Here is a 2,473-nt window from a genome sequence, read left to right as displayed (position 1 = left end):
AAGAGTGACCGTCCTTCCACAGCTCCCAGACTCTTCGGCGTTCTTCTTCGGGTAGGCCTGGTCGTCCAATCTTGGCCATGTTCGCCTCCTGGCTGACGGGGTGTTGCACTCACGGTTTGAGTCTAAGTCGGCTTTTTTCGCAGCGGAGCTCGACCGCCCACAGCGTTGATCGTGAAGTTCATCGGCCAGCACAAGCACGAGTTCGGCGTCGAGCCGATCTGCCGCACGCTCACCGCAGCGGGCACCCAGATCGCGCCGAGCACCTACTACGCCTTCAAGACCCGACCACCCTCGAAACGGGCTATCCGGGACGAGGAGCTGCTGGTCGAGATCCGCCGCGTGCACGCGAAGAACTTCGGCGTCTACGGCGCGAAGAAGCTCCACGCTCAGTTGCGCCGGGAGGGCATCTCGGTCGCGCGCTGCACCGTGGAGCGGCTGATGAGAGCCGACGGGCTGCGCGGCATCAGCCGAGAGAAGGGCCCACGCACCACGACTCCGGGCGACGGTCCAGATTCCCGTAGTGACCTGGTCGAACGCGACTTCACGGCGACGGCCCCGAACCAGTTATGGGTCGCGGACATCACGTACTGCCGCACGTTCGCGGGCTGGGTGTATGCCGCGTTCGTCATCGATGTGTTCTCCCGCCGTGTGGTCGGCTGGCAGCTATCGAAGTCGCTGCGGACCGACCTCGCCCTGGACGCGCTGGAAATGGGGATCTGGACTCGTGAGCACGCCGGTCACGACGTCTCCGGGCTCACGCATCACAGCGACAAGGGCGTCCAGGGCGGATTCAACTGGTCGTCGCAACACCCTGATCATGGAGGTGTGTGGCGTGGTGACGGAGGATTGGGACGCGAAGACCAGCGATGTTCCCGAAGGGGTGCGCCGGCAGTGGCGCGCGGATCGGGCGCTGCGTCCGGCGATGCGCTCACCTGGCCGGCCGGATCCGTCACGGGTGGTGCAGCGCCAGTTCTGGCGACTGATCGCCACGGGGGTCACTACGGCGGAGGCATCGTTGACGGTCGGCGTGTCGTGGCCGGTCGGCACTCGGTGGTATCGCCACGCTGGCGGAATGCCACCAATCTGTCTGCGCGAGCCCACGGGCCGCTACCTGACGTTCGAGGAACGCGAGGAGATCGCGATCCTGCGCGCGAAGGGCGCCGGGGTGCGAGAGATCGCTCGCGCGCTGGAGCGGGACCCCGGGACGATCTCTCGTGAGCTGCGTCGAAACGCTGCCACGCGCGGCGGTAGGCAGGAGTATCGGGCGACGGTCGCGCAGTGGAAGGCTCAGCAGTCCGCCACGCGCCCCAAGGTCGCGAAACTCGTCACCAACGACCGCTTGCGCGAGTATGTCCAGCAGCGGCTGGACGGCACTGTGAGGCGAGCTGATGGCACGGTCGTGACAGGGCCGGACGCAGCCGAGTGGAAGGGCCGCAAGATGAAGCCGCACCGAGCCGATCGGCACTGGGCGACAGCCTGGAGCCCACAGCAGATCAGCAACCGCCTTCGGATCGACTTCCCCGATGATGAGTCCATGCGGATCAGCCACGAGGCGCTCTACCAGTCCCTGTTCATCGAGGGCCGGGGCGCGCTCAAGCGTGAGCTGGTCGCCTGCTTGCGCACTGGAAGGGCGCTGCGGGAACCACGAGCCCGTACGCGGAACAAACCGCAGGGACACGTCACCGCCGACGTAGTCCTCAGCGCGCGGCCCGCGGAGGCCGCTGATCGTGCCGTCCCGGGCCACTGGGAAGGGGATCTGATCATCGGGACGGGACGATCCGCGATCGGCACGCTCGTCGAACGCTCGAGCCGCTCGACGCTCCTGGTCCACCTCCCGCGACAAGCGGGCTGGGGCGAGAAGCCTGTGGTGAAGAACGGGCCGGCGCTGGCCGGCTACGGCGCCGTGGCGATGAACGCGGCCCTGGCCGCATCGATGACCGCCCTGCCCGAGCAGCTGCGGAAGACGCTGACCTGGGATCGCGGCAAAGAGCTCTCCAGGCACGCCCAGTTCACCCTGGAGACCGGTACGAAGGTGTTCTTCGCCGACCCGCACTCACCCTGGCAGCGGCCCACGAACGAGAACACCAACGGGCTGCTGCGCCAGTACTTCCCGAAAGGCACCGACCTGTCCCGGTGGAACGCCGATGACCTCGAAGCAGTAGCCCTGGCGGTCAACAACCGGCCCCGCAAGGTCCTCGACTGGAAGACCCCGGCTGAGGTCTTCAATGAACAGCTACAGTTGCTTGAACAAGGCGGTGTTGCGACGACCGGTTGAATCCGCCCAGTTCCGGTCACGGAAGTTCGTGCACGCACTGAACCGGTATCACCTCATCGGGTCAATGGGGAAAAAGGGGTATCCATCTTGATGCCGATGGACGGGGCCGGTCTGCCGGGTAGGGTCGGGTGACGTAAGGGCCCCCGCGCTGCGTCAACAGCCGGGGGCATGGACTACACCGTCAAGGGGTGTATGTCG

1 protein-coding gene, 1 pseudogene and 1 other annotated feature are annotated in these 2,473 nt (G+C 66.4%); the gene and the pseudogene both read left to right on the top strand.

Features of this window, described 5'->3' with window-relative positions; translation table 11 throughout:
* The first annotated feature begins 129 nt into the window (after positions 1-129).
* Positions 130-258 (top strand) — a sequence feature (AL1L pseudoknot).
* Positions 172-771, top strand: a pseudogene (locus BANT918_RS18200) (IS3 family transposase); the annotation flags it as partial. It overlaps the preceding feature by 87 nt.
* A 46-nt stretch (positions 772-817) precedes the next feature.
* Positions 818-2,275 (top strand): IS30 family transposase, encoded by a 1,458-nt coding sequence (locus BANT918_RS17050; RefSeq protein ID WP_418904362.1) that lies wholly within the window; start codon positions 818-820, stop codon positions 2,273-2,275.
* Positions 2,276-2,473 lie beyond the last annotated feature (198 nt).

The sequence above is a fragment of the Brevibacterium antiquum CNRZ 918 genome, from assembly GCF_900169145.1.
Lineage (GTDB): Bacteria > Actinomycetota > Actinomycetes > Actinomycetales > Brevibacteriaceae > Brevibacterium > Brevibacterium koreense.
Note: the sequence above shows the minus strand (reverse complement) of the source record. Positions and strands in the feature narration are given on the sequence as shown.

What these genes read in the sequence shown, in the direction of transcription:
- BANT918_RS17050 (WP_418904362.1), top strand. Translation starts at nt 818, where the DNA reads ATGGAGGTGTGTGGCGTGGTGACGGAGGATTGGGACGCGAAGACCAGC.